This window comes from Pseudothauera nasutitermitis (assembly GCF_004801295.1).
GTDB lineage: Bacteria > Pseudomonadota > Gammaproteobacteria > Burkholderiales > Rhodocyclaceae > Pseudothauera > Pseudothauera nasutitermitis.
On the sequence record NZ_SSOC01000004.1, the window covers coordinates 180,446 to 206,468 of the forward strand.

19 protein-coding genes and 1 riboswitch are annotated in these 26,023 nt (G+C 69.8%); of the genes, 11 read left to right on the forward strand and 8 right to left on the reverse strand.

Features of this window, described 5'->3' with window-relative positions:
• Positions 1–10: 10 nt before the first annotated feature.
• The 3 genes from adeC to E6C76_RS11220 are packed head-to-tail and all read right to left on the reverse strand — an operon-like array spanning position 11 to position 5,765.
• Positions 11–1,411 carry an AdeC/AdeK/OprM family multidrug efflux complex outer membrane factor gene (gene adeC, locus E6C76_RS11210; RefSeq protein WP_136348340.1) on the reverse strand — a complete coding sequence of 467 codons (1,401 nt, stop codon included), beginning with the start codon at positions 1,409–1,411 and terminating at the stop codon, positions 11–13.
• A complete protein-coding gene (locus E6C76_RS11215) occupies positions 1,411–4,575 on the reverse strand; it encodes an efflux RND transporter permease subunit (protein ID WP_136348341.1) in 3,165 nt (1,054 codons plus the stop codon). Before E6C76_RS11215 ends, adeC begins: the two co-directional genes overlap by 1 nt.
• 11 nt (positions 4,576–4,586) lie before the next feature.
• Positions 4,587–5,765, reverse strand: a complete 1,179-nt coding sequence (locus E6C76_RS11220; RefSeq protein ID WP_136348342.1) for an efflux RND transporter periplasmic adaptor subunit — start codon at positions 5,763–5,765, stop codon at positions 4,587–4,589.
• 169 nt (positions 5,766–5,934) lie between these two features.
• Here E6C76_RS11220 and E6C76_RS11225 point away from each other — a divergent pair, with 169 nt between their 5' ends.
• The 4 genes from E6C76_RS11225 to E6C76_RS22060 all read left to right on the forward strand — a co-directional run bounded on the left by E6C76_RS11225 (position 5,935) and on the right by E6C76_RS22060 (position 11,986).
• Positions 5,935–6,588 carry a TetR/AcrR family transcriptional regulator gene (locus E6C76_RS11225; protein ID WP_136348343.1) on the forward strand — a complete coding sequence of 218 codons (654 nt, stop codon included), beginning with the start codon at positions 5,935–5,937 and terminating at the stop codon, positions 6,586–6,588.
• 161 nt (positions 6,589–6,749) lie between these two features.
• Positions 6,750–8,756, forward strand: a complete 2,007-nt coding sequence (locus E6C76_RS11230; protein WP_168734318.1) for a TonB-dependent receptor plug domain-containing protein — start codon at positions 6,750–6,752, stop codon at positions 8,754–8,756.
• A gap of 313 nt (positions 8,757–9,069) precedes the next feature.
• A complete protein-coding gene (locus tag E6C76_RS11235; RefSeq protein ID WP_168734319.1) occupies positions 9,070–9,759 on the forward strand; it encodes an ABC transporter substrate-binding protein in 690 nt (229 codons plus the stop codon).
• A 166-nt stretch (positions 9,760–9,925) separates the two neighbouring features.
• Positions 9,926–11,986, forward strand: coding sequence for a diguanylate cyclase (locus tag E6C76_RS22060; RefSeq protein WP_230976271.1), 2,061 nt, complete (start codon positions 9,926–9,928; stop codon positions 11,984–11,986).
• A 19-nt stretch (positions 11,987–12,005) separates the two neighbouring features.
• Here the strand turns inward: E6C76_RS22060 and E6C76_RS11245 are convergent, their stop codons facing one another.
• The 5 genes from E6C76_RS11245 to acuR all read right to left on the reverse strand — a co-directional run bounded on the left by E6C76_RS11245 (position 12,006) and on the right by acuR (position 16,267).
• Entirely contained in the window at positions 12,006–12,176 is a 171-nt protein-coding gene (locus E6C76_RS11245) for a DUF1127 domain-containing protein (protein ID WP_211090196.1), read from the reverse strand.
• 166 nt (positions 12,177–12,342) lie between these two features.
• On the reverse strand, positions 12,343–13,866 hold the full coding sequence (locus tag E6C76_RS11250) for an AAA family ATPase (protein WP_136348346.1): 1,524 nt from the start codon (positions 13,864–13,866) through the stop codon (positions 12,343–12,345).
• 112 nt (positions 13,867–13,978) lie between these two features.
• Entirely contained in the window at positions 13,979–14,557 is a 579-nt protein-coding gene (locus E6C76_RS11255; RefSeq protein WP_136348347.1) for a peroxidase-related enzyme, read from the reverse strand.
• A gap of 41 nt (positions 14,558–14,598) precedes the next feature.
• Entirely contained in the window at positions 14,599–15,582 is a 984-nt protein-coding gene (gene acuI / locus E6C76_RS11260) for an acrylyl-CoA reductase (NADPH) (protein ID WP_136348348.1), read from the reverse strand.
• A gap of 49 nt (positions 15,583–15,631) precedes the next feature.
• Positions 15,632–16,267 (reverse strand): acrylate utilization transcriptional regulator AcuR, encoded by a 636-nt coding sequence (gene acuR / locus E6C76_RS11265; RefSeq protein ID WP_136348349.1) that lies wholly within the window; start codon positions 16,265–16,267, stop codon positions 15,632–15,634.
• 89 nt (positions 16,268–16,356) lie between these two features.
• Positions 16,357–16,574: riboswitch (cobalamin riboswitch) on the forward strand.
• 164 nt (positions 16,575–16,738) lie between these two features.
• Between acuR and cobO the strand changes: the two genes are divergently transcribed.
• The 7 genes from cobO to E6C76_RS11300 are packed head-to-tail and all read left to right on the forward strand — an operon-like array spanning position 16,739 to position 25,929.
• Entirely contained in the window at positions 16,739–17,350 is a 612-nt protein-coding gene (gene cobO, locus E6C76_RS11270; protein WP_136348350.1) for a cob(I)yrinic acid a,c-diamide adenosyltransferase, read from the forward strand.
• Complete coding sequence (locus E6C76_RS11275; RefSeq protein WP_136348351.1) at positions 17,350–18,210, forward strand: ABC transporter substrate-binding protein; 861 nt, start codon at positions 17,350–17,352, stop codon at positions 18,208–18,210. The genes cobO and E6C76_RS11275 overlap by 1 nt, the downstream gene beginning before the upstream one ends.
• Entirely contained in the window at positions 18,207–19,217 is a 1,011-nt protein-coding gene (locus E6C76_RS11280) for a FecCD family ABC transporter permease (RefSeq protein ID WP_136348352.1), read from the forward strand. The genes E6C76_RS11275 and E6C76_RS11280 overlap by 4 nt, the downstream gene beginning before the upstream one ends.
• On the forward strand, positions 19,214–20,038 hold the full coding sequence (locus E6C76_RS11285) for an ABC transporter ATP-binding protein (RefSeq protein WP_136348353.1): 825 nt from the start codon (positions 19,214–19,216) through the stop codon (positions 20,036–20,038). The genes E6C76_RS11280 and E6C76_RS11285 overlap by 4 nt, the downstream gene beginning before the upstream one ends.
• A gap of 22 nt (positions 20,039–20,060) precedes the next feature.
• Positions 20,061–21,137: a cobalamin biosynthesis protein CobW gene (gene cobW, locus E6C76_RS11290; RefSeq protein ID WP_136348354.1), complete on the forward strand. Its 1,077-nt coding sequence runs from the start codon at positions 20,061–20,063 to the stop codon at positions 21,135–21,137.
• Positions 21,137–24,907: a cobaltochelatase subunit CobN gene (cobN, locus tag E6C76_RS11295; protein ID WP_136348355.1), complete on the forward strand. Its 3,771-nt coding sequence runs from the start codon at positions 21,137–21,139 to the stop codon at positions 24,905–24,907. Before cobW ends, cobN begins: the two co-directional genes overlap by 1 nt.
• Complete coding sequence (locus E6C76_RS11300) at positions 24,904–25,929, forward strand: ATP-binding protein (RefSeq protein ID WP_136348356.1); 1,026 nt, start codon at positions 24,904–24,906, stop codon at positions 25,927–25,929. The genes cobN and E6C76_RS11300 overlap by 4 nt, the downstream gene beginning before the upstream one ends.
• The last annotated feature ends 94 nt before the right edge of the window (positions 25,930–26,023 follow it).

The following is a 26,023-nucleotide window of genomic DNA, read 5'->3' on the forward strand; positions in this document are numbered from 1 at the left end:
GGCCGGCGGTTTAGTGCCAGCCGCCGCCCAGCGCCTTGTACACCGCGATGCGGTTGCCGGCCTCGGCCAGGCGCGCCGAGATCAGCTGCAGTTCGGCACTGTACAGCGTGCGCTGTGCGTCGAGCAGGGTCAGGAAGCTATCCACGCCGGCTTCGTAGCGCGCTTCGGAGAGGCGATAGCTGTCCTGCGCCGCCTCCACCGCCTTGCGCTGCGCATCGAGGGTTTCATCCGCGTTGGCGCGGTCGGCGAGTGCATCGGCGACTTCGCGGAAGGCGGTCTGGATGGTGTTCTCGTACTGCGCCACGGCGATGTCGCGGCTGACCTCGGCGACGTCCAGGCTGGCGGCCAACCGGCCGGCCTGGAAGATCGGCAGGGTGAGTTGCGGGATGAAGGTCCACGCGCGCGTGCCGCCGTCGAACAGGCCGCTCAGTTCCGGGCTCACGCTGCCCGTCGTCGCAGTCAGCGAGATGGTCGGGAAGAACGCCGCGCGGGCCGCGCCGATGTTGGCGTTGGCCGCGCGCAGGGCGTGCTCTGCGGAGACCACGTCGGGGCGGCGGACCAAGACCTCGGCGGGCAGGCCGGCCGGCAGTTCGGCCAGGCGGGTGGCCTGGGCGTCCAGGCGCTCTGGCAGCCATTCGGCGGGGATCTGGTCGCCGGCCAGCAGGTTCAGCGCATTCAGCGCGCGCGCGGCCAGCGCGGTGTAGCTCGCCACGTTGGCGCGCGCGGTTTCCGCCGCGCTTTCCGCCTGGCGCAATTCCAGGCGGGAGGAGGCGCCCACGTCGAAACTGGCCTGCACCAGTTCCAGCGTCTTGCGGCGGGTTTCCAGCGTGCGTTCGGCCAGCGCGAGATTCTCGCGGTCGGCGGCCAGTTGCAGCCAGGCCGTGGCGACCTCGGCCACCACGCCGAGGCGGGTGGCGCGCTGGGCTTCCTCGGTGGCCAAGTATTGCTCCAGCGCGGCGTCGCGCAGGCTGCGCACGCGGCCGAACAGGTCGAGCTCCCAGCTGGCGATGCCCACGTTGACGCCGTACTGGCGGCTGATCACCGTTTCACCGGTGGTGCTCACGCTTTCCGGCACGCGCTGGGCGTTCTGGTTGGCGGTGAGGCCCAGCGAGGGGAACAGGTCGGCGCGCTGGATGCGGTACTGCGCGCGGGCCTTCTCGATGTTGAGCACGGCCACGCGCAGGTTGCGGTTGTGCTCCAGCGCGCGTTCGATGACCTGGCGCAGGCGCGCGTCGGTGAACACCTCGGCCCACGGGCTGTCGGCGTCGATGGCAGCTTCACCGCCGGTGGCCGGTGCGTTCCAGGTGGCCGCCACGGGGGCGGCCGGGCGCACGTAGTCGGGTGCAAGCGTGGTGCAGGCGCTCAGGCCGGCGGCGGCCAGCGCGAGGGTGAGAATGCGGAGCCGGTTCATCAACGGGCCTCCCCGGTATCGGTATGTGCGGCCGTGGTCTGTTCGGCCGGCTTGTCCTTGAAGATCCGCTTGATCACCACATAGAACAGCGGAATGAAGAAGATGCCCAGCGCGGTGGCGGAGATGGTGCCGCCCAGCACGCCGGTGCCGATGGCGTTCTGGCTGCCGGCGCCGGCGCCGGTGGCCTTGGCCAGCGGCAGCACGCCGAGGCCGAAGGCCAGCGAGGTCATCAGGATCGGACGCAGACGCATGCGCACTGCTTCCAGGGTGGCGGCGACGAGTTCCTTGCCTTCGCGTTCCATCTGCTCCTTGGCGAATTCCACGATCAGGATCGCGTTCTTCGCCGACAGACCGATGGTGGCGAGCAGGCCGACCTGGAAGTATACGTCGTTGGACAGCCCGCGCCCGGTGGCCGCGAGGATGGCGCCGAGCACGCCCAGCGGCACCACCAGCATGACCGCGAACGGTACCGACCAGCTTTCATACAGTGCGGCCAGGCAGAGGAACACCACGATCAGCGAGAGTGCGTACAGCGCCGGGGCCTGCGAGCCGGAACGGCGTTCCTCGTACGAGGTGCCCGTCCATTCGTAGCCGATGCCCGGCGGCAGCTTGGCGATCAGCTCTTCCATCGCGGTCATGGCCGTACCGGACGAAACGCCGGGTGCGCCCTGGCCCTGGATCTGCACCGCGGGCTGGCCGTTGTAGCGCTCCAGGCGCGGCGAGCCGAAGGTCCAGTGCCCGGTGGCGAAGGCGGACAGCGGGACCATCTCGCCGGCATTGTTGCGTACGTACCATTTGTTGAGATCCTCGGGGGTCATGCGCCCCGGGGCGTCCGACTGCATGTACACCTTCTTGATGCGCCCGCGGTCGATGAAGTCATTGACGTACAGGCCGCCCCAGCCGGTCGACAGCGTGGCGTTGATGTCGGCCACGCTGATGCCCAGCGCGCCGGCCTTGGCGTGGTCGACGTCGAGCACATACTCCTGCATGTCTTCCTGGCCGTTCGGGCGCACCGCCACCAGACGGGAATCCTGTCCGGCCATGCCGAGCAACTGGTTGCGCGCGGCGATCAGCGCATCGTGGCCGAGGCCGCCGCGATCCTGCAACTGCAGGTCGAAGCCGTTGGCGGTGCCCAGTTCCAGCACCGCCGGCGGCACGAAGGCGAACACCATGGCTTCCTTGATCTGCGAGAAGGCGGCCATGGCCCGGCCGGCCACCGCATTCACGTGCCCGGTGGCGCCCGCGCGCTCATCCCAGTCGCGCAGGTGCACGAAGCCGATGGCCATGTTCTGGCCGGAACCGGCAAAGCTGAAGCCGGCCACGGTGAAGATGGACTTGGCGTAATCCTTTTCGTCCACCAGGAAGTGCTCCTCCACCTTCTTCAGCACTTCCACGGTGCGTTCCTGGGTGGCGCCCGCCGGCAGGGTGACCTGTGTGAACAGGATGCCCTGGTCTTCTTCCGGCAGGAAGGAGGTCGGCATGCGCAGGAACAGGAAGGCGAGCACGCCGAAGATCACCGCATAGATCAGCAGGAAGCGCCCGGTACGGTGCAGGATGCTGTTCACCGCCGATTCATAGCGCCGGGTGTTGCGTTCGAACATGCGGTTGAACCAGCCGAAGAAGCCGGAGAACCAGCCGCCCTCGGAGATGCTGTGGCCCTTTTCCACGGGTTTCAGCATGGTCGCGCACAGCGCCGGGGTGAACACGATGGCCACCAGCACCGACAGCCCCATCGCCGAGACGATGGTGATCGAGAACTGGCGGTAGATCACCCCGGTGGAGCCGCCGAAGAAGGCCATCGGCACGAACACCGCCGACAGCACCAGACCGATGCCGATCAGTGCGCCGGTGATCTGGCCCATCGACTTGCGGGTGGCTTCCTTGGGTGGCAGCCCCTCCTCGCTCATGATGCGCTCGACGTTCTCGACCACCACGATGGCGTCGTCCACCAGCAGGCCGATGGCGAGCACCACACCGAACATGGTCAGCGTGTTGATCGAGAAACCGAAGGCCGCCATCATGCCGAAGGTGCCCAGCAGCACCACCGGCACGGCGATGGTCGGGATCAGCGTGGCGCGCAGGTTCTGCAGGAACAGGAACATCACCAGGAAGACCAGCACGACGGCTTCGATCAGGGTCTTCACCACCTCCTGGATCGACAGGCGCACGAACGGCGTCGTGTCGTATGGCAGGACGACCTCCACGCCTTCCGGGAAGTAGTGCGCCATCTCCTCGATGGCCTCGTTCACCGCCTTGGCCGTATCGAGCGCATTGGCGCCCGCCGCCAGCTTGATGCCGATGCCGGCTGCCGGCTGGCCGTTGTAGCGTGCGGTGAAGCCGTAGCTTTCCGCGCCCATTTCGACGCGGGCCACGTCACGCAGGCGCACCTCGCCGCCCTGGGCGGAAGTTCTCAGCAGGATGTTCTCGAACTGCTCGACCGTCTGCAGGCGGCTTTGCACCGTGATCGAGGCGGTGAAGCCCTGCCCCGGCAGCGACGGCGCGCCGCCCAGCGAACCGGCGGAGACCTGGGCGTTCTGCGCGGCCAGCGCGGCCTGCACGTCCGAGGGCATCAGCTTGTAGTTGTTCAGCCTGGCGGGGTCCAGCCAGATGCGCATCGAGTACTGCGAGCCGAACACCTGCACCTCGCCCACGCCGGTCACCCGCGACAGCGGGTCCTGCACGGTGGACACGAGGAAGTCGGACAGGTCGGTGTTGTCCAGGCTGCCGTCCTTGGAGACGAAGCCCAGCACCAACAGGAAGTTGCGGGTAGATTTGGCCACCGTCACACCCTGCTGCTGCACCGCCTGGGGCAGCAGCGGCAGCGAGGTCTGCAGCTTGTTCTGCACCTGCACCTGGGCGATGTCCGGATCGGTGCCGGCGTCGAAGGTCAGCGTGACGGTGGCGCGGCCGTAGGAATCCGAGGTGGAGTTCATGTACAGCAGGCCGTCCAGACCGGTCATCTTCTGTTCGATGATCTGCGTCACGGAGTCCTCCACCGCCTTCGCGGTGGCGCCCGGGTAGGACGCATTGATGGCGATCTGCGGCGGCGCGATGGCCGGATACTGGGAAACCGGCAGCTCCAGGATGGACAGCGCGCCGGCCAGCATGATGACGATGGCGACCACCCATGCGAAGATGGGTCGGTCTATGAAGAAACGGGCCATGGATCAGCTCCTTAGTTGGCCGGCGCGGCGGCAGGGGGCGTTGCGGCTGCGGCCTGGGGATCGACCACGGCGCCGGCGCGCACGCGCTGCAGACCCTCGATGATCACCCGTTCGCCATCCTTGAGGCCGGCGCGCACGACCCAGCGGTCTTCCAGCGCACGCTCCACCTCCACCGTGCGGGCTTCCACCTTGTTCTCGGCATTCACCACCATGACCAGGGCGTTGCCCTTGGGGTCGCGGCTGAGCGCGGCATGCGGTACCAGGATCACGTCGTTGCTGCTGCCGTGTTCGATGCGCGCACGCACGTACATGCCCGGCAGCAGTTCCCCGTTGGGGTTGGGGAATACCGTGCGCAGGGTCACGCTGCCGGTACCCGGATCCACGGAAACCTCGGAGAACTCCAGATGGCCGGGGGTGGTGTACTCGCTGCCATCCTCGAGCAGCAGGCGGACCGGCACGCTGTCGGCGGTTTCCGTGCTGACGCGGCCGTCGGCCAGATCGCGGCGCAGCTTCAGCAGTTCGGTGCTCGATTGGGTGAGATCCACGTAGATTGGATCCAGCTTCTGGATGGTCACCAGCGCATCGGCCTGATTGGCGGTGACCAGCGCGCCCGGCGTCACGCTGGAGCGTCCGGCACGGCCGGCGATCGGCGCGGCGACCTTGGTGAAGGCCAGATCCACGCGCGCCTTGTCCAGCGCGGCGCGCGCGCTGGCCACGTCGGCTTCGGCCAGTTTGAACGCGGCCTGGGCTTCGTCGTTGGCCTGCTTGCTGACAGCCTGGATGTTGATCAGCCCGGCATAGCGTTCGGCCGTCAGGCGGGCGACGTCGCGATTCGCTTCGGCGCGGGCGAGCGAAGCGGCTGCCGCGTCATAGGTGGCCTGGTAGGTGGCAGGATCGATCTGATAGAGCAACTCCCCGGCCTTGACCTCGGTACCTTCGCGGAACACGCGCTGCTTGACCAGGCCGGTCACCTGCGGGCGTACCTCGGCGATCAGGGAAGGCGTGATGCGGCCCGGCAGCTCGAGCACCAGCGGCACGCTGGCGGACCGCACCTCGACCACCGACACCTTGGGGGCCTGGGGCGCGGCGGCGGCCTGCTCGGATTGCCCCTTGCCGCAGGCGGCGAGGCTCAGGGCGGCGGTCAACGCCAGTACCAGCACGGCCGGCTGCCGGCTCTTGTCGATCTGCATGGGGAAACCTCTCGTCATATTGAAAGCGGCCGGTACGCGCGAGCGGGCCGGCCGATGGAACACATGGGTTAGAATGCTTATTCTAGATTGAGCGCTCATTCTATGCTAGCCTTCGATCACCCGCAAGTACGGCGAATCAGTAGATGTTGCAACGCAATAGGAGTTCCAGATGAGCGCAGATCCGTGCTCCCAGACCGAATGTTCGCGGAGCGAAGCCCGCCGGACGCAGATTCTGGATGCGGCCAGGGACTGCTTCCGGCAGTATGGTTTTCATGGCGCGAGCATTTCGCGGATTTGTAAACAGGCTGGTATGAGCCCCGGCCATATCTACCACTATTTCGAGAACAAGGAAGCGATCATCGCGGCCATCGTCGAGCAGGATCTGAGCCGCCTGCTCACCATGACCGCCGGGCTGCACCAGTGCACGGATCTGCACAATGTAATTCGCAACTGCAGCGCGGAAGGCGTGCATGAGAACCTGAACGGCGACGTTGCCGCACTCAAGCTGGAAATATACGCCGAAGGCTCGCGTAATCCGCGGGTGGCCGAGATTGTGCACGCCGCCGACCGCAGCACCCGCGAGACCATGAAAGAAACCATGCGGGCCACCCGCGCCAGTTTCGGCTTTCACGATGACGATTCCTGGCTGGACGGCCTGGTGGAATTCTTCGCCACGCTCTATGACGGCCTGCTGGTACGTTCGGTGCGCAACCCACAAGTCTCCCGCGAGGCACTCGTGACCCTGTTCCAGCGGGTCACCATGGATCTGTTGACGTCGCCTGCGCTCGACAACGGAGTTTCGTCACACGCCAGGTCGCGTTAAGCATTGACCGGGTCTTCCTCTCATGCGAGCCTGCAATCCGTGCAATGTGTTGCGGAATGTATTCGGCAGGGAGGAGGCACTTGGATTGCTTGGGACGGCGTTCGGTGGGCTGGCGCAGGGATGGCGTGCGGGCTCGTCTGCGCGGCCGGCTTCCAAGGCGCTTGCTGAGCGGCTTTCTGTTTTCGTCCCTGACGGTGTCCGGCGGACAGCTGCAGGCCGCGGAAGAAGTGTTCTTCACCGATCTGCCCATCGTCGCTTCGGTGAGCCGCCTGCCCCAGCGGCTGGCCGATACGCCTTCGTCGGTGACGGTCATCGACCGGGAGATGATCCGGGCCTCCGGTGCCCGCGCGCTCAACGACGTGCTCCGCCTGGTACCTGGCTTCCAGACCTTCACCGCCAGTGACAAACCCACGCGGGTCAATTACCACGGCATCACCGACGACTCGGATTTCTCCCCGCGCGTGCAAGTGCTGGTCGACGGCCGTTCATTGCATTCGCCGCTGTTCCGCGGCGGCATGAACTGGGAACTGCCGCCCGTCGCCTTGGAGGATATCGAACGTATCGAGGTGGTGCGCGGTTCCAATACCACCTCCTATGGAACGAACGCGTTCCTCGGGGTGGTGAATATCATTACCACCGATCCCGCCCTGGCTCACGGCACTTCCATTTCAGCCAGCAACGGCACCCAGGGCGTGCGCGACTACACGCTGCGCACGGCGGGCGCGCTGGGGATGGCCGGGCACTTCCGGCTGACGATGCAGGAGCAGGCGGACGAGGGCCTGGATCATCGTGCCGTTCCCCTGGAGGATCAGAACTGGCGGGACAGGAACCGTACCCGCCTGCTCGATCTGCGCGCCAATTTCCAGCTGGACACCCGCAATCACCTCGACCTGCAATTCGGCCGGGTGGAAAACCGCCGCCTGACCGGCCGGGTGGATGTGTCGACGGGAGCGCCCAGGCCCAGCGACCCTTTGCGGCCACTGGACCAGTCATCGACCTGGATGCAAGGGCGCTGGCTGTACACCATCTCCCCGGAAGCCGATTTTTCCCTGCGCTATACCTACAACGAGGATCGGCTGGAGAATGCCGTCATGCTTCCGCAGTACGGGAAGTACGATCCAGGCGGAGGGCGTGGCGTACGCCATGAAATCGAGGCTCTGCACACACTCCTGCCCAGTGAACATACGCGCTTGGTGTGGGGGGCGAGTTGGCGGTACGACACGCTGAAGTCTCCCTCCATGCTGGACGATGTGGGAGAGGTCAGCCGGCGGGTTGGCAGAGTCTTCGTGAATGGCGAGTGGCGGCCGTGGGCCTGGTTCACCGGTAACCTGGGCGTATCGTACGAATACGATGCGTTTGCCGGACGACATACCGCGCCGCGTGCCAGCGCGGCATTCCATCTGACGCCGGAGAACACGCTGCGCCTGGGCTATTCGCGGGCATGGCGCAATCTCGACACGCTGGACTACCGTGCCCGGCAGCGAATCAGCCCGACGGAGTTCGAGTGGCTTGGCAACCCCGATTTGCCCGCCGAAGGCCTGGAGAGCTGGGAACTGGCCTATCTGGGCGACTGGCGGGCGCTGCGGATGAGTCTGGATGTGCGCCACTTCCGCGAGCGCGTGTCGGACCGTCCGATCCAGCGCATCAGGGCTGTCGCCGGCGAGCCCTACACCGTGCAGCCCGTCCACGATCTGCTCGTCAAAGGCTATGAATTCCAATGGAAATGGCAGCCGGTCAAGGATACCCGGCTCGCCGTCTCCCATGCCCGCGTCCGTATCGACGGGGAGCTTACGAGTGTCGGGCGGCGTCTGGCGGATCCGGCCACGGGCAGCAATTTCTCGAGGCCTGCCAACCTTATCCTCTATATGGATCTGTCCGAGCAGTCCGCGCCGAGCCGATCCTCTTCGCTGCTGCTCATGCAAAGGCTGCCCTGGGGGGTCGAATTCTCCCTGGCGCGCTATTGGGTGCGCGACATCAAATGGACGCGCAATACGAACACCGGAAAGTACAACCGGACGGATGCGCGGATCGGCTACCCGTTCGTGATCGGCCGGCAGCGCGGGGAACTGGCCTATACCGTCCAATCGCTGGATGGCGCGCATGCGGAGGAACGCATGGAGCGCATCGTTGAGCGGCGGCACTGGATGACACTACGACTCGACTTCTAGGGCTGTTGATGCTCAGGCCGTGTGCCCCATGAAACGCATGTTAACAGACCCCAGGCCGCGTGCCTTCTCCGGGAGCCGAACAGGGCATATGCTTCTCGGGCTCCGATGTCTCGCCGTGGCATGGCTGGCCGCCACCCTGGGTGCGGCGCCAGCCCATGCGCTGGATGTTGCGCTCGTGCTTTCCAATGGCGGAGGCGTGTACTCCCTGTTTGCGGAAGCGATGCAAGCGACGAGGCCGGACGCGGGATACTCCATTACTGCAGCGGGCAATGTGGAAGATGGCGTGGATGGTCGGGTCTTGGAGAGCGCGGATTTGATCCTTGCCGCCGGTGCGCCGGCGGCCGAGGCCGCGCTGAGTCGTTCCCGGACACCCGTGTACGCTGTGCTGATCGGGCAGAAAGTGTTCCAGGATCTGCGCCTGCGCTATCCGGATGCCAAGTTGTCCGCCGTACTCCTCGACCAGCCCCTCGAACGCCAGCTTGCCCTCATGCGCGCGGTGCTGCCCGAAGCGCAGCGGGTTGGCGTGCTGCTGGGGCCGGATACCGGGGCGCTGCGTGGGCGGCTGGAAAATGCGGCGGCGGCGGCGGGCCTGCGTCTGGCTGCCTGGCCGGTATCCACGCAGGCGGAGATACTGCCCGCGCTGGAGCGGGCGCTCGACGCTTCCGACGCGCTGCTCGCCTTGCCGGATCCGTTGGCTGCCGGCCCGGGCGCCGCGCGCACCATCCTGCTCACCAGCTATCGCTACCGCAGGCCGGTGTTCGCGTATTCGCGCGCCTATGTGGAGGCCGGCGCGCTGGCGGCGGTGTTCAGCACACCGGGCGATGTCGCACGCGAGGTGGCGGACTGGCTGCGCGGCACACGCGGCGGCGTCCGCCTGCCGCCGCCGCGCCCCGCACGGCATTTCGACGTGGCGCTCAACCGGCAGGTGGCGCGCGCACTCCATCTCGACCTGCCGGACGAAGCCACCGTGCTCGCCCGTCTGCGCGAACGGGAGCAGCCATGAGCGCCCCCGCCCGGCCGCCCGAAGGGGGCGCTCGCCCTCCCTTGGGGAGGATGTCGCGCAGCGACAGGAGGGTAGTCCAGTGAGCGCCCCCGTCCGGCCGCCCGGGTTGCAGGTGGCCTCCCCTGTGGAGGCGGTGCATGACGAAAGGAGCAGGCGCCCGTTGAGTGTGCTGCCCCGCCTCACGCTGCGCCAGCGTCTGTTGCTGGTGGTCCTGCTGCCGGCCGCCGTGCTGGCTGGCGTGATCGCCTCCCTGTTTGTCGCGCGTGGCACCCAGGCCGCCGATGACGCGCTCCGCGAGCGCGGTCTGGCGATCGTCAGTTTTCTGGCGCCGGCCGCCGAGTACGGGGTGATCTCGGGCAATCGCAGTACCCTGACGACGTTGATCCAGGCGGTACTCGAACAGCGCGATGTGGCCGCCGCGGCGATCTACGACCGTGCCGGCGAATTGCTCGCGATCAGTGGACGGCCGCGCCTGGCGGCGCCGGAGCGCATCCGTGCCGCGAGCGAGGCGGGTGTGCTTGAAAAGCGCGACGACCGCCTCACCCTGGCCGCGCCGGTGATCACCGCACCGCTGGTGGTGGATGACCTGGATGGCGGCTTTGCGGGCAGCCCCGCCCTGCAACCGGTCATCGAGGTGGGCTGGGTGTATGTCGAACTCGACACCCGTGCGCTGAGCAGTGAAAAGCGCACCATCGTGTTCACCACCCTGGCGCTCTCCCTGGGGGTGCTCGCGCTGACCGCCGCGCTCGCGGTGCGCCTCGCGCGCGCGGTGACCGAACCGGTGGGCAGGCTCGCCGCCGCGGTCAGCAGCGTGGCGGCCGGGCGCCGCGAGATCACCGTGCCGGACAATGCCGACATCGACGAGATGCGCGCCCTGCAGCGCGGCTTCAACGCCATGGCGCGCTCCATCGACGAGGCCCAGCAGACCCTGCAGTCCAAGGTCGATGAGGCCACCGCCCAGCTTGCCTACCAGGCCATGCACGATCCGCTGACCGGCCTGCCCAACCGGCGGGCCTTCGAACAGGCGCTGGAGGAATCGGTGGCCGGTTCGCGGCGTATCGGCGATCAGGGGGCGCTGTGCTTCATCGATCTGGACCGCTTCAAGGTCGTCAACGACACCTGCGGTCATGCCGCCGGTGACGAACTGCTGCGCCGCATCGCCCGCCTGATCCATCAGCGCGTGCGCGCCAACGATCTGATCTGCCGGGTCGGCGGCGACGAATTCGCGTTGATCCTGCACGGCTGCAACGCCGAGGAGGCGCTGCACATCGCCGAAGGGCTGCGCGAAACCGTCGCGGCCTTCCGTTTCAACTGGCAGGGCCGGCGTTTCTCGGTGGGGGCCAGCGTGGGGCTGGTGCGCATCGACGGTGCGCTGGACAGTGCCTCGGATGTGCTGGTGGCGGCCGATCTGGCCTGCTATGCGGCCAAGAAGAGCGGGCGTAACCGCGTGGTGGAGCACGAGCATGCCTGCGGCCCGGCGTGCCATGGCGGCGATGGGCCGGCGGGCGGCGACGTGCTGTCGTTCGACCGCCTGCATCTGTTCGTCCAGCCCATCGTCAGCTTGCAGGGCGATGCGGCGATGCCCTGGCACGAGGTGTTGTTGCGTGTGAGCGATGAGAAGGCCGGCGAGGCGCGCTCGTCCGGCGATCTGCTCGCGCGCCTGGAAAGCGCGGCGGCAGGCTATGCCCTGGACTTGTGGGTTGCCGAGCAAACCTGCCGGCGTCTGGCCGTGGAAACCGTCGAGGGGGGAGAGGCGCTGGCGCGTTGCGGCCTCAATCTCACGCGTGCGACCTTGCTGCGTGCCGGGCAGTATCTGCAGGAGCTGGCTGCCACGCTGCAGCGTTACCACGTGGCGCCTGCACGGATACTGCTGGAGTTTCCCGCCGCGCTCGCGGAACAGTGCCCGGCGGAGAGCGCCGAGCTGGTGCGCGGCGCGCGCGAACTGGGTTGCGGCGTGGTGCTGGAGCGCCTGGACGGCGGCAATGCCGCCGTGCTTGCCAGGCTGCGCCCGGACTATGCCAAGATCAGCCTGAAAATGCTCGCCGAGCATTACGGCCTGGAGGCCGCCAGCAATCTCGCCCAGGCCCTGTGCAGTACGGCCGCCGTGCTGGCCATCTCGACCATCGCCTCGGAAGTGGAGGACGAGGCCCAGCGCGAATCCCTGCGCGATTTCGGCTTCGACTGGGTACAGGGTTTTTCGGCAGGGGTGCCGCGCCCCCTGGACTGACCGGGGCGCGGGCCGTGTTTCAACGGCGCCAGAACGGCTTGTCGGCCTCGCGCAGCGCCTGTTCCCGGCTGATCCCCACGTCGCGCAGCAGGCGTTCGTCGAGTTCGCGCAGTTCCCTGCGCGCCGCGTTCCGCCTGGCCGCTGCATTCAGCGCATTCCGCAATGCGCACGCCAGTTGCACCATCCACATGACATGTATCCCCAGGCAGAAACCATCGACGGGTCTACGATAGGGCGGCGGCGTTCTTGGTTACAGCTTCAGTATCATAGAATTGTGCAGGATACAGATTAGAGGCAGGACACACTGTTTGGCCGACGCCGGACCACATCTGTGCCCGTGTGGATCCGTGGGGCCTTCAATCGGCCAGCACGCAGCGTTCATGCGCCCAGGCACGCAGCGCCGCGACGCGTTCGGCCATCACCACCGAGAGCGGGCGGGTGCGTGCCAGTTCGGCGAGCAGCATGGCCATGTCCGGCTCGCGTCCGTCCGGCAGGGCCTCGTAGATGGCCGATACCACGGCCTGCTCGATCTCCGCACCGGACATGCCCGTGGAGTGCTCCGCCAGCGCGCGCAGGTCGAATGCCGCCAGTGGCAGGCGCTGGCGGTTGAGGTGGATGCGGAAGATGGTCTCGCGTGCCGGGGCGTCCGGCAGGTCGACGAAGAACAGCTCGTCGAAGCGTCCCTTGCGCACCAGTTCCGGCGGCAGTTCGCGCACTTCGTTGGCGGTGGCGACGATGAACACGCGCGCCGTGCGCTCGGCCATCCAGGTCAGCAAGGTGCCGAGCACACGGCGCGACACTCCGCCGTCGTGCTCCGCCGAGCCGCTGGCCAGGCCCTTTTCGATCTCGTCGATCCATAGCACCGCCGGCTGCATGCCCTCGGCCGCGCGCAATGCCTCGCGCAGCTTGCGTTCGGTCTCGCCCTGGAACTTGTCGTACAGCGCGCCGAAATCCAGGCGCAGCAGCGGCACGCCCCAGGCGGCCGCGGTGGCCTTGGCCGCCAGGCTCTTGCCGGTGCCCTGCACGCCGGCGATCAGCACGCCGCGCGGCACCGGCAGGCCGGGGCGTTCGACCTCGCCGAGGAACACCGGGCGGCGCTGTGCCAGCCAGCGCCGCAGGCGCAGCATGCCGCCGATGGCGTCGGCGTTGTCCAGCACCACCTCCAGGCTCAGGCCGGGCAGGGATTGCTGCTTGTAGGCGGCGGCGCGCTGCAGGTCCTCGCGGGTCAGCGCGCCGTCGTCGCGGATCGCCAGGCGCAGCTGGTGGCGCACGTCTTCCTCGCACAGGCCGTTCACGTAGCGCACCATGGCGTCTTCCACGGCGCGTTCGCGCCGCGCCGGCCTGCCGCTCTGGCGCTCGTACAACTGGAATTCGCTGTCCAGCAACTGGCGGATGCGCGCTTCGTCGGGCAGCGGCAGGCTCAGCCGTGCGGCGTGGCGGGCGAGTTTGGCCGGCAGGGTGAGCGCGGGCGACACCAGCACCAGGCTGCGGCCGTCCACCGGGTGGTCGAGGGCGATCTCGCGCAGCAGGCGCACGGCCACCGGGTCTTCCAGATAGGGGTGGATGTCGAGCAGCACATACAGGCCGGGTTGCCCCCGGCCGTCGATGTGGGTCAGGGCGGCTTTCAGGCTGGCGGTGTCGTCGATGCGCCATTCGCGCGCATCGGCGGGGGCGGCCGGCGCGGTGCCGGGGATGGCACCGCCGTAGCGGAAGTTGGTGTGCACCAGCCCGCCGGCCGCCGACCAGCGGTACAGCGGCAGGCGGCGTTCCTCGGCGATGCCGGCGAGCAGGCGCAGGGCGCGCTGCTCTTCCAGGGTTTCGATGACGATGATCGGCACGCGGGCACGTACCAGGGCGGCGAGATCGCGCGAATCGTTCATGACGGGCGGGCAGGGCGGCAGAGGCGAACCGCGCCATTATGCGCGCCCGCCCGGCGCCGCGCATGTTTACGGCATCGGCCGCCCACGTGCCGCGCCGGCCCGCCGCGCGGGGTCAGCCCTTCGGCAGACGGCCCATCAGATAGAACGCCTCGTTGGGCGGCGTGCTGGTCAGGTGCACCAGCCGGTTGCTCATCGCGAAGAAGGCGGTGATCGCACCGATGTCCCAGATATCCTCTTCGTCGAAGCCCTGCGCGCGCAGGGCTTCCAGATCGCCGTCCTCCACCTCGGCGCCGCGCGTGCTCAGCTTGAGGGCGAAATCCAGCATGGCGCGCTGGCGCGGGGTGATCTCCGCCTTGCGGTGGTTGGTGGCCAACTGGTCGGCCACGCGCGGGTTCTTGGCGCGGATGCGCAGCACCGCGCCGTGCGCGATCACGCAGTACAGGCATCCGCCGGCCGCCGAAGTGGCCACCACGATCATCTCGCGCTCGGCCTTGCTCAATCCGCCTTCCTTCTCCATCAGCGCATCGTGGTAGTCGAAGAAGGCGCGGAATTCGGCCGGGCGGTGGGCCAGCATCAGGAACACGTTGGGGATGAAGCCGGCCTTTTCCTGCACGGCGAGCAGGCGCGCGCGCAGATCGTCCGGCAGCTGGTTCAGGTCGGGTACGGGAAAGCGGCTGATCGATGTGGTCATTTCGTGGGTCTCCTCCTGGTCATGGTCTTGGTTCGGGTGGTTCAGCGGTTCACGTCCACCACCACGCGGCCGCGCACCTGGCCGGCGAGCAGGCGGGGGGCGGTGTCGATGGTCTCGCTCAGGCCGATTTCGCTGGTGATGGCGTCCAGCAGGGCGACGTCGAGGTCGCGCGCGAGGCGCTGCCAGGCTTGCAGGCGCAGGTCGCGCGGGGCCATCACGCTGTCGACGCCGGCCAGGGTCACGCCGCGCAGGATGAAGGGCGCCACCGTGGCGGGGAAATCCATGCCCTGAGCCAGCCCGCAGGCCGCCACGGTGCCGCGGTAGCGCATGCCGGCGCACACGTTGGCGAGAGTGTGGCTGCCCACGGTGTCCACCGCGCCGGCCCAGCGTTCCTTGCCCAGCGGCTTGCCGGGCGCCGAGAGGGTGTCGCGTTCGATGATCTCGGCGGCGCCCAGGGTCTTGAGGTATCCGGCTTCCTCCGGGCGTCCGGTGGAGGCCACGACGGTGTAGCCCAGGCGCGCCAGCAGGGCCACGGCCACGCTGCCCACGCCACCGGCCGCGCCGGTCACCAGCACCTCGCCCTGGTCGGGCGTCACGCCATGGCGTTCGAGCGCCAGCACGCACAGCATGGCGGTATACCCGGCGGTGCCGATGGCCATGGCCTGACGGGCGCTGAAGGCGGCCGGCAGCGGCACCAGCCAGTCGCCATCGAGGCGCGCGCGCTGCGCCAGCCCGCCCCAGTGGGTTTCCCCCACGCCCCAGCCGTTGAGCACCACGGCGTCGCCGACGCGCACTTCCGGGTGGCTGCTGGCCTCCACCGTGCCGGCCAGGTCGATGCCCGGCACCATGGGGAACTTGCGCACCACCGGCATCTTGCCGGTGATCGCCAGCCCGTCCTTGTAATTGAGCGTGGACCAGGCCACGCGCACGCTCACGTTGCCCTCGGGCAGGGCGTCGTCGGCCAGTTCGGTGAGCCGGGCGCGGTAGCCCGCGTCGTCCTTGTCGATCAGTACTGCCTTGAACATGGGTCTGTCCTCCAGGTGGTGCCGGACGGGCTCCGGCGGGCCGTTGCGATCAGCGCGGCAGGCCGGCCAGGAAGCCGGCGGCGAAGCGCCGCAGCGGGGCCTCGCCGCCCACCAGCTTGGCGCGCAGCACCGCGCCCTCCCAGCCGATCCAGAAGAATTCGGCGAGCGCCTCGCAGTCGGCTTCGGGGGCGATCTCGCCGGCCGCGCGCGCGGCGCGCAGGCAGGCCGCGAGGCGGGCCTGCCAGTCGGCGAACACTTCTTCCAGACGGGCGCGATAGCTTTCCGGCAGCACAGCCATTTCCTGCCCGAGGTTGCCGATCAGGCAGCCCCGGCGGAAGCCGTGGCGTGCCATGCCGGCGCAGGCATCGTCGATGAAGGCGCGCACGCGGGCGAGCGGCGGCAGCGCGGGGTCGAGCAGCGCGCGGTCGAGCTTGCGGGCGAAGTAGGCGGCATAGGCGTCGATCACCGCCCGGCCGAAGGCTTCCTTGCTGGCGAAGTAGTGATAGAACGAGCCCTTGGGCACGCCCGTGGCACGCAGCACTTCGTCCAGGCCGGTGGCGGCGAAGCCCTTTTCGGTGAGCACCGCGGTGCCGTGCCGGATCAACGCCTCGCGGGTTTCGAGACGGTCGTCGATGCGCTTGGGCGGGCGGCCGGGCCGGCGGCGGGCAATGAGGTCTGCGGTCATGCGCCGAATATTAGACCGATCGTCTCTAAAAATACAGGCGCGCTTCACCGACGGCGTCGATTGCCGGGCTTCGGACGATTGCCGTATATTGGCGCGGTATCGATCAGGGAGCCCCGCCGCGCGTCCGCGCCCGGGGTGAAACGGGAAGTCCGGTGCCCTCGGCGAATCCTTCGCCGCGCATTCCGGCGCAGCCCCCGCTGCTGTAAGCCTGACGGAACCGCCACCCATGCCACTGGGCCCTGCCCGGGAAGGCGGCGGATTCCGGAAGACGGCGAGCCAGAAGACCGACCCCGGTCGATGACGAAGGTAGGTGCCCCGGGGTGTGGGCGTTCACCGACGGTCTTTGCGGCCCGCGCGCCGCTGTTTCTCCCAAGACCGCTCGATCTCGGCGTGCCGCCAGGCGGCGCGGCCTGCATGTGAACGCAGTGGCCATCGTGGGCATCTTGTGCAGCATGCCAGGAGTGCCCGGAGATGGATGAAGACCGCAAGCAGAGTCACAACGAGCGCATGCAGCGCAAGAAGGAAGTGGTCGATGCGGCGATCGGGCGGGCGCAGGAAGAACGCGGCATCGTCATCCTGATCACCGGCAACGGCAAGGGCAAGACCACCTCCGCCTTCGGCACCCTGTACCGCGCGCTGGGCCACGGCCAGCGTGCCGGCGTGGTGCAGTTCATCAAGGGCACCCAGGCCACCGGCGAAGTCATCTTCCTGCAGCAGCACCCGGCCACCGCCGCGGTGCAGTACCACGCCATGGCCACCGGCTTCACCTGGAACACGCAGAACTGGGAGGCCGACAAGCGCGCCGCCGACGAGGCCTGGGCGCACGCCCGGCGCATGCTGGCCGACCCGGCGCTGAACCTGGTGCTGCTCGACGAGCTGACCTACATGCTCAAGTACAACTATCTCGACACCGCCGAGGTCGTCGCGGCCATCCGCGCGCGGCCGGCCATGCAGACCGTGCTCGTCACCGGGCGCGCGGCGAAGCCGGAACTGGCCGAACTGGCCGATACGGTCAGCGAGATCGCCGACCGCAAGCACGCCTTCAGGGCCGGGGTGAAGGCGCAGGCCGGCATCGACTTCTGATGCGCCCGTGGCTGGCCGTGCTGTGCGGCGCGGCGCTTCCCCTGCTGGCCACGGCGGCCGACGCGCTGCCACGGGTGATGTCGACCAATCTGTGCGCCGACATCGTGCTGCTGTCGCTCGCCGACGCCGCCCAGGTGGTCTCGGTGTCGGCACGCAGCCAGGACCCGGCGCGTTCCTCGCTGGCCGCGCTTGCGCGCCGGCATGCGTCCAACGACGGCACGGCGGAGGAAGTCATCGCTGCGCGTCCGGACGTCGTGCTCGCGTCGCGGCGCTGGCAGGCCCGCCACCAGGGCGCGTTGCTCGCGCGCCACGGCATCCGCATCGTCACCGTGCCCTTTCCCGACGACTGGCCGGGCATCTTCGACAGCACCCGCAAGATCGGCGTAGCAATCGGCCGCGAGGCCGCCGCCGAGGCGCTGATCGCCGAACTCGAAGGGCGCCTGGCCGCATTGCGCCCGGCGCAGCCGGAAGACGCGCCGCGCGCCCCGCTGCGTGCTCTTTATCTGCGCCCAAACGGCGGCACCGCCGGGGCGAAGACGCATGTGGACGCGGTGCTGCGGGCCGCCGGCCTGGCCAACCACGCCGCGCTCGGCGGCCGCGTCGGCTGGGGCCGCGCCAGCCTGGAAGAGGTGGTGGCCGACCCCCCGGAACTGCTGGTCACCAGCCAGATGGTGCATGACACCGCCTATGCGCGCGCCGGCTTCTCGCGCCACCCGCAGCTGCGCGCCTTGGCCGATGGCCGGCCGGCGCTGGCGCTGGCCCACAACGACTGGGGTTGCAGCAACTGGCAGTTGATCGAGGCCGCCGAGGAACTCGCCGACGGCCGGCGCCGGCAGGCGCATGCCGGGGTGGCGCAATGAGTGCGCTGCGCCTCAACCTGCTGCTGCTCGCCGCGCTGCTCGTGCTCGGCCTCGCCTCGCTGGCGGTCGGCCCGGTGGCCATCGGCCCCGGCGAAGTCGCCCGCGCGCTGCTGCCGGCCGACCCCGCCGCCAGCGAGCTGGTGCAGCGCCAGCACACCATCGTCGCCGAAATCCGCCTGCCGCGCGTGCTGCTCGCCATCCTCGTCGGCGCCGCGCTGGGCATGGCCGGCGCCGCGCTGCAGGGCCTGCTGCGCAACCCGCTGGCCGAGCCCGGCCTGCTCGGCGTGAGCGCCAGCGCCAGCCTGGGTGCTGTGCTGTGCCTGTACTTCGGCCTGGCCGCGCTCAACATCTGGCTGCTGCCGGCGGCGGCGATGGGCTGCGCCGCGCTCGCCACCCTGGTGCTCTACCTGGTCGCCCGCCGCGGCGCCGGCAACCTCACGCTGATCCTCGCCGGCATCGCGCTGTCGGCGCTGGCCGGCGCGCTCACCTCGCTGGCGATCAACCTCGCGCCGAATCCGACCGACGTGCAGGACATCGTGCTGTGGCTGCTCGGCTCGCTCGCCGAGCGCAGCTTCGACGACATCGCCCTGGCCCTGCCTTTCGTGCTCGCCGGCCTCGGCCTGCTGCTGTCCTGCGCCCGCCAGCTCGACGCGCTGACCCTGGGCGAGGACGAAGCCGCCAGCCTCGGCGTCAACCTCGCCCGCCTGCGCGCCCGCATCGTGCTCGGCACCGCGCTCGCGGTCGGCGCCAGCGTCGCGGTGACCGGCGCGATCGGCTTTGTCGGCCTGGTGGTGCCGCACATGCTGCGCCGCGCGGTGGGCTACCACCCGGCCCGCCTGCTGGTCGCCAGCGCGCTCGGCGGCGCGCTGCTGCTGCTCGCCGCCGACCTCGTGCTGCGCCTGGTGAGCGGCGGCTTCGAACTGATGCTGGGCGTGGTCACCGCGCTGATCGGCGCGCCCTTCTTCCTGTTCCTGGTGCTGCGCGAGCAGCTCGGCGGCAGCGCATGAACGCCCGCACGCCCATCCCGCCCGAGGCGCCGGCGGCCATCGCCGGCGGCGCCAGCCTGCTGCGCGTCGACGCCCTGAGCGTGCGGCGCGGCGCGGCCACGCTGGTGGATGCGGTCTCGCTCGAACTCGAACGCGGCGAACTGTTCGGCCTGATCGGCCCCAACGGCGCCGGCAAGAGCAGCCTGCTGCGCGCCATCGCCCAGCTCATTCCGCACGGCGGTGCCTGCCGGCTGGATGGCGATGCGCTCGGCGCACTGCCGGCGGAAGTCCGCGCCCGCCGGCTGGCCTACTTGGCGCAGGGCGACCACGTGGTGTGGCCGCTGCGCGTGCGCGACTTCGTCGCCCTCGGCCGCCAGCCGCACGGCCGCAAGGATGCCAACGGCGCGGCGGCGGTGGAGGCCGCGCTTGCCCGCATGCACCTGCGGGAACTCGCCGGCCGCCGGCTCGACGCCCTGTCCGGCGGCGAACGCGCGCGTGCCCGGCTGGCGCGTGCGCTCGCGGTCGAGGCGTCGCTGCTGCTCGCCGACGAACCGGTGGCCGCGCTCGACCCCTACCACCAGTTGAGCGTCATGGAACTGCTGCGCCAGCAATGCGCGCGTGGCCACAGCATCGTCGTGGTGCTGCACGACCTCACCCTGGCCAGCCGCTTCTGCCACCGCGTTCTGCTGATGCACCAGGGCCGCGCGGTGGCCTGCGGCGCGCCCCGGCAGGTACTCACCCCGGCCAACCTGCAGCGCGTCTACCAGGTGCAGGCCATGCACGGCGAGCACGAAGCCCAGCCCTACGTGCTGCCCTGGCGCTGCGAACCCACCAACGGATAAGCCATCTTCCCCGGAGACCCCGATGAACACCCGAACCAAGATCCCCGCCACCATCGTCACCGGCTTCCTCGGCAGCGGCAAGACCACGCTGCTGCGCCACATCCTGGCGAATGCCGGCGGCCGCCGCATCGCCGTCATCGTCAACGAATTCGGCGAACTCGGCATCGACGGCGAGATCCTGCGCGGCTGCGGCATCGGCTGCGACGACAGCGGCAACGAGCAGGAAGGCCAGCTCTACGAACTGGCCAACGGCTGCCTGTGCTGCACGGTGCAGGAAGAGTTCTACCCGGTGATGCAGAAGCTCATCGCGCGCCGCGACGAGATCGACCACATCCTCATCGAAACCTCCGGCCTCGCCCTGCCCAAGCCGCTGGTGCAGGCCTTCAACTGGCCGGAGATCAAGAACGCGTGCACCGTGGATGCGGTGGTCACCGTGGTGGACGTGCCGGCCGCCGCGTCCGGCCAGTTCGCCGCCAACCCGGTGGCGGTGGATGCCCAGCGCCGTGCCGACCCCAACCTGGACCACGAATCGCCGCTGCACGAACTGTTCGAGGACCAGCTCTCGGCCGCCGACCTGGTCGTGCTCACCAAGACCGACCTCGCCGACGCCGCAGCGCGCGCCGCGGTCGAGGCCCTGTGCCGCGAAGAACTGCCGCCCGAGGTCAAGCTGGTGGCCGCCGACCACGGCCGCATCGACCTCGACCTGATCCTCGGCCTCGAAGCGGCCGCCGAGGACGGCATCCACCTGCGCCAGAGCCACCACGACCACGAGGAGGGCGAGGAGCACGATCATGACCACGATGCCTTCCAGTCGATCTCGGTGGACCTGCCGGCGGTGGACCGCGAACGCCTGCTCGCCATCCTGCACGAACTGGTGCAGGCCCACACCCTGTACCGCGTGAAGGGCTTCGTGGCGCTCGCCGACAAGCCGATGCGCCTGGTGGTGCACGGCGTCGGCCGCCGCTTCGACAGCTATTTCGACCGCCACTGGCAGGCCGGCGAAGCCCGCCGCACCCACCTCGTGCTGATCGGCGCGGACCTCGACGCCGCCGCGCTCACCACCGCGCTGCACGGCGCCGCGCTGGCCGAGGCCGCCTGATGCACCTGCTGGCCGCCCAGCCCGGCGGCTTCGTCGAGGACGACGCCATCGTCACCCGCATCGAACAGGATGCGGCCGACATCGTCATCCTCAGCGCCGCCGACACCACGCTGGCGCTGCTCGCCGCCGCCTGCCCGGCGGACGGCTTTCCCGCCGTGCGGCTGGCCAACCTGCTGCACCTGCGCCAGCCGGCCTCGGTGGACCTCTACGTGGACGAAGTGCTGCGGCACGCCCGCGTCATCGTCATCGACCACCTCGGCGGCGAGAGCTACTGGCCCTATGGCACCGAGCGCGTCGGCGAACTCGCCCGCGCGCGCGGCATCGCGCTGGCGATGTTCTCCGGCGACACCAGCGAAGACCTCAACCTGCTGATGAAAGGCACGGTGGGCATCGAGCTGGCGCGCACGCTGTGGCGCTACCTGCGCGAAGGCGGGCCGGCCAACGCGCGCAATTTCTACCACTGCATCGGCACTCATTTGCTCGGCCGCGCCGACCCAGTGGCGCCGCCGCGCGCGCTGCCCGCCGCCGCCATCTTCCATCCCCGCCACGAACTCGGCTCGGTCGAAGCCTGGCGCGCGGACTGGCAGCCAGGCGCGCCCTGCGTGCCGCTGCTGTTCTACCGCGCCCACCTGCAGGCCGGCAATACCGCCGCCTTCACCCACCTGTGCGAGGCCCTGCTGGCGCGCGGCATGAACCCGCTGCCGCTGGCGCTCACCTCGCTGAAGGATGCGGCCAGCCTCGACCTGCTGCGCCGGCTGGCCGCCGAGCACGAGGCCGCGCTGATCCTCAACACCACCGCCTTCGCGCGCACCGCGCTCGACGAGGCCGGCGACCACGCCTTGGCGGGCGATATTCCGGTGCTGCAACTGGTGCTGTCCGGCGGCAACGAGGCCGCCTGGCGCGCCGACGCCCACGGCCTGGCGCCGCGCGACATCGCCATGCACATCGCCCTGCCCGAGGTGGACGGGCGCATCGTCACCCGCGCGGTCAGCTTCAAGGGCCTGGACCACCATTGCGAACGCACCCAGAGCGACGTGGTGCAGTACCGCGCCGAACCCGGCCGCATGGCCTTCGTCGCCGAACTGGCGCGGCGCTGGTGCCGGCTGCGCGCGCTGCCCAACGGCGACAAGCGCCTGGCACTGATCCTCGCCAACTACCCGACCCGCGAGGGGCGGCTGGGCAACGGCGTGGGCCTCGACACCCCGGCCTCGGTGGTCACCATCCTGCGCCGCCTGCGCGACGAAGGCTACGCGGTCGAAGACATCCCGGCCGACGGCGACGCGCTGATGGCGCTGCTCAAGGAAGGTGTCACCAACGACCCGGAACAATGGGCGCTGCGCCCGGCGCGGCAGAGCCTCGCACTGGCGGACTACCTGCGCTTCTTCGACACCCTGCCGGCCGCCAACCGTGCCGCCCTCGTCGAACGCTGGGGGCCGCCGCAGGCCGACCCGATGCTGCGCCAGGGCCGTTTCATGCTCGCCGGCCTGCGCTGCGGCCGGATCTTCGTCAGCATCCAGCCGGCGCGCGGCTACCAGCTCGACCCGATGGCGAGCTACCACGACCCCGACCTCGTTCCGCCGCACCACTACCTCGCCTTCTACCTGTGGCTGCGCGAGCACTGGGCCTGCGATGCCATTGTGCACGTCGGCAAGCACGGCAACCTGGAATGGCTGCCGGGCAAGAGCGTGGCGCTGTCCGAGGAATGCTGGCCGGACCTCGCCTTCGGCCCCATGCCCCACCTCTACCCCTTCATCGTCAACGACCCCGGCGAGGGCACCCAGGCCAAGCGCCGCGCCCAGGCGGTGATCATCGACCACCTGATGCCGCCGCTGACCCGCGCCGAAAGCTACGGCCCCACGCGCGACCTGGAACGCCAGGTGGACGAGTACTACGAGGCGCTGATGCTGGACCGCAAGCGCGCCACCGTGCTGCGCCGGCAGATCCTCGACCACATCCTGCGCCACGACCTGCACCGCGACCTGGGCCTCGCGCCGCCGCGCAATGCCGAGGAAGAACAGCAACTGCTCAACCGCACCGACACCTATCTGTGCGAACTCAAGGAAGCGCAGATCCGCGACGGCCTGCACGTGTTCGGCGCCTCGCCCACCGGCCGGCTGCGCCGCGACACCCTGCTCGCGCTCGCCCGCCACCCGGTCGGCGACGGCCACGGGCCGCACCAGGGCCTGACCCGCGCGCTCGCCGCCGATCTCGCGCTGGGCGAAGGCTTCGACCCGCTGGACGCCGACTGGGGCGCGCCGTGGACCGGCCCGCGCCCCGCCGTGCTGGCGGACCTCGACAACGGCCCGTGGCGCAACACCGGCGACACCCGCGAACGCCTCGAACTGCTGGCCCTGCACATCCTGGCGCACGGCCTGCCGGAGCGCGCGGACACCGGCTGGCCGGCCACCCGCGGAGTACTCGCGCGCATCGACACCGAACTGCGCCCGCGCCTGGACGCCTGTGGCGAACAGGAACTGCTGCAACTGACGCGCGGGCTGGCCGGCCGCTTCGTACCCGCCGGCCCCAGCGGCGCACCCACGCGCGGGCGCCCGGACGTGCTGCCCACCGGGCGCAACTTCTACTCCATCGACACCCGCGCGGTGCCCACCCAGACCAGCTGGACGCTGGGCCTGGCCTCGGCGGCGCGCATGATCGAACGCTACGTGCAGGAGCATGGCGACTACCCGCGCGCCATCGGCCTGTCGGTGTGGGGCACCGCCACCATGCGCACCGGCGGCGACGACATCGCCCAGGCTTTCGCGCTGATCGGCGTGCGGCCGAAATGGGCCGACGGCAGCCACCGCGTGGCGGACTTCGAAATCCTGCCGATGAGCCTGTTCGACCGCCCGCGCATCGACGTCATGCTGCGCGTCTCCGGCTTCTTCCGCGATGCCTTCGCCAACGTCATCCGCCTGTTCGACGCCGCGGTGCAGGCGGTGGCCGCGCTCGACGAGCCGGAAGACGTCAACCCGATCCGCGCGCGCATCCTGCGCGAAGCCGCCGCGCTGCAGGCCGACGGGCTGGACCCCGCCAGCGCCCGCCGCCGCGCCGGCCACCGCGTGTTCGGCGCCAAGCCGGGTGCCTACGGCGCCGGCCTGCAAGGCCTGATCGACGGCCGCCACTGGGACGACGACGCCGATCTCGCGCGCGCCTACCTGGAGTGGGGCGGCTACGCCTACGGCCAGCAGGACGACGGCAGCGCGGCGCGCGACACCTTCGCCCGCCGGCTCGCCGGCATCGAACTGGTGATGCACAACCAGGACAACCGCGAACACGACCTGCTCGATTCCGACGACTACTACCAGTTTCACGGCGGCATGGCCGCCGCCGTGCGCCACCTCGCCGGCAGCCAGCCGGCGCTCTACTTCGGCGACCACAGCAACCCCGGCGCGCCGGTGGTGCGCTCGCTGGAAGAGGAAATCAGCCGCGTGGTGCGCAGCCGGGTGACCAACCCGAAGTGGATCGCCGGGGTGAAGCGCCACGGCTACAAGGGCGCCTTCGAGATCGCCGCCACGGTGGACTACCTGTTCGCCTACGACGCCACCGCCCGCGTGGTGCGCGACGACCAGTACGCCCGCGTCACCGACGCCTATCTGGAAGACGCGGACACCCGCGCCTTCCTCGAACGCCACAACCCGGACGCGCTGGCCGAAATCTGCGAACGCCTGCTCGAAGCCATGGACCGCGGCCTGTGGGCGGCGCCCGGCGACTACCGCGAACGCGTCGAGCAGCACCTGCTCGCCGCCGAACAACACCAGGAACGAGGATGAACGACCCGCTCGCCGCCGCCCCGCCGGCCTTTCCCTTCAGCGCCCTGCACGGTCAGCCGCTGCTGCGCCGTGCCCTGCTGCTGGCCGCCATCGACCCGCTGATCGGCGGCGTGCTGGTCGAAGGCCCGCGCGGCACCGCCAAATCCACCGCCGCCCGCGCGCTCGCCGCGCTGCTGCCGGGCGGGTACTTCGTCAACCTGCCGCTGTCGGCCAGCGAGGAACAACTGGTCGGCTCGCTCGACCTGGAAGCCGCGCTGCGCGACGGCCAGGTGCGCTTTCGCCCCGGCCTGCTGGCCCGCGCGCACGAAGGCGTGCTGTATGTGGACGAGGTCAATCTGCTCGCCGACGGCTTGGTCGACCTGCTGCTCGACGTCAGCGCCAGCGGCATCAACCGCATCGAACGCGACGGCATCAGCCACGCCCACCCGGCGCGCATCGCCCTGGTCGGCACGATGAACCCGGAAGAAGGCGAACTGCGCCCGCAACTGCTCGACCGCTTCGGCCTGTTCGTGCGCCTGGAAGCAAACCTGCCGCCGGCCGAGCGCGAAGCCATCGTGCGCACCCGGCTCGCCTTCGACGCCGACCCGGCGGCCTTCGCCGCCCGCAGCGCGGCGGCCGAGGGCGAACTGGCCGCGCGCATCGCCGGCGCGCGCGCGCGGCTCGCCGCCATCGCCTTCGACGACGCCAGCCATGCGGAGGTCGCCGCGCGTTGCCACGCCGCTGCGGTGGAAGGCGTGCGCGCCGACCTGGTGATGCTGCGCGCCGCGCGCGCCCACGCCGCGTTCGCCGACCGCGACCACATCACCGCCGAGGACATCGACGCCGTGGCCGAACTGGTGCTCGCCCACCGCCGCCATGCGGATCAAGCCCCGACTGCCGAGCCACCGGCGCAGGGCGGCGAGACGCCGGATGCGGCGCCTGCGCCATCCAGGCGCGACGAAGACTGGGGCGCGCTGCCGCCGCAGGCGGTGCCGACCGCCACGGTCAAACCACTGAGGCCGCTCCATGCAAAAAAGCCCTGACGCGTCCGGCGGCCCCCGGCTGGGCCGCCGGACGCGGCCCCCATCCCGCGCAACGCGGCCGCAAGGCGCGCCGCCCCGGCACGCGCATCGACTG

Bases quoted from the DNA above. Each gene is read 5' to 3' on its own strand.
- adeC (WP_136348340.1), bottom strand. From the start codon at position 1,411: ATGAACCGGCTCCGCATTCTCACCCTCGCGCTGGCCGCCGCCGGCCTG.
- E6C76_RS11215 (WP_136348341.1), bottom strand. From the start codon at position 4,575: ATGGCCCGTTTCTTCATAGACCGACCCATCTTCGCATGGGTGGTCGCC.
- E6C76_RS11220 (WP_136348342.1), bottom strand. From the start codon at position 5,765: ATGCAGATCGACAAGAGCCGGCAGCCGGCCGTGCTGGTACTGGCGTTG.
- E6C76_RS11225 (WP_136348343.1), top strand. From the start codon at position 5,935: ATGAGCGCAGATCCGTGCTCCCAGACCGAATGTTCGCGGAGCGAAGCC.
- E6C76_RS11245 (WP_211090196.1), bottom strand. From the start codon at position 12,176: ATGTGGATGGTGCAACTGGCGTGCGCATTGCGGAATGCGCTGAATGCA.
- E6C76_RS11250 (WP_136348346.1), bottom strand. From the start codon at position 13,866: ATGAACGATTCGCGCGATCTCGCCGCCCTGGTACGTGCCCGCGTGCCG.
- E6C76_RS11255 (WP_136348347.1), bottom strand. From the start codon at position 14,557: ATGACCACATCGATCAGCCGCTTTCCCGTACCCGACCTGAACCAGCTG.
- acuI (WP_136348348.1), bottom strand. From the start codon at position 15,582: ATGTTCAAGGCAGTACTGATCGACAAGGACGACGCGGGCTACCGCGCC.
- acuR (WP_136348349.1), bottom strand. From the start codon at position 16,267: ATGACCGCAGACCTCATTGCCCGCCGCCGGCCCGGCCGCCCGCCCAAG.
- cobO (WP_136348350.1), top strand. From the start codon at position 16,739: ATGGATGAAGACCGCAAGCAGAGTCACAACGAGCGCATGCAGCGCAAG.
- E6C76_RS11275 (WP_136348351.1), top strand. From the start codon at position 17,350: ATGCGCCCGTGGCTGGCCGTGCTGTGCGGCGCGGCGCTTCCCCTGCTG.
- E6C76_RS11280 (WP_136348352.1), top strand. From the start codon at position 18,207: ATGAGTGCGCTGCGCCTCAACCTGCTGCTGCTCGCCGCGCTGCTCGTG.
- E6C76_RS11285 (WP_136348353.1), top strand. From the start codon at position 19,214: ATGAACGCCCGCACGCCCATCCCGCCCGAGGCGCCGGCGGCCATCGCC.
- cobW (WP_136348354.1), top strand. From the start codon at position 20,061: ATGAACACCCGAACCAAGATCCCCGCCACCATCGTCACCGGCTTCCTC.
- cobN (WP_136348355.1), top strand. From the start codon at position 21,137: ATGCACCTGCTGGCCGCCCAGCCCGGCGGCTTCGTCGAGGACGACGCC.
- E6C76_RS11300 (WP_136348356.1), top strand. From the start codon at position 24,904: ATGAACGACCCGCTCGCCGCCGCCCCGCCGGCCTTTCCCTTCAGCGCC.